The sequence below is a fragment of the Pseudaeromonas pectinilytica genome, assembly GCF_054780855.1.
This window is the reverse complement of sequence record NZ_BAAGVN010000156.1, coordinates 1-602: the sequence shown is the minus strand read 5'-3', so window position 1 is coordinate 602 and position 602 is coordinate 1. Positions and strand designations below refer to the sequence as shown.

1 rRNA gene is annotated in these 602 nt (G+C 52.5%); it reads right to left on the bottom strand.

The window, feature by feature from the left end:
* Positions 1 to 455, bottom strand: a 16S ribosomal RNA gene (locus ACYVG7_RS09950); the annotation flags it as partial.
* Positions 456 to 602: the final 147 nt, after the last annotated feature.

The window sequence follows — 602 nt, the reverse complement described above, 5'->3', positions numbered from 1 at the left end:
CCTTTCCTCCTCGCTGAAAGTGCTTTACAACCCGAAGGCCTTCTTCACACACGCGGCATGGCTGCATCAGGGTTTCCCCCATTGTGCAATATTCCCCACTGCTGCCTCCCGTAGGAGTCTGGACCGTGTCTCAGTTCCAGTGTGGCTGGTCATCCTCTCAGACCAGCTAGAGATCGTCGCCTTGGTGAGCCGTTACCTCACCAACTAGCTAATCCCACCTGGGTGCATCCAATCGCGGTAGGTCCGAAGATCCCCACCTTTCCCCCTCAGGGCGTATGCGGTATTAGCAGTCGTTTCCAACTGGTATCCCCCTCGATTGGGCAGCTCCCCAGGCATTACTCACCCGTCCGCCACTCGCCGGCGGGGTAGCAAGCTACCCCCCGCTGCCGTTCGACTTGCATGTGTTAGGCCTGCCGCCAGCGTTCAATCTGAGCCATGATCAAACTCTTCAATTAAAGTTTGGTGCTCAATGAATTTTGAATTAACTGTTGCTGAATCTTTCGATTCGCTTGGTCACTTCATCAGTCATTGCATATCAATTTTTTTGACATCCAATTCCTGTGAGTGCCCACACAGATTGCTTGATTTGATTGTTAAAGAGC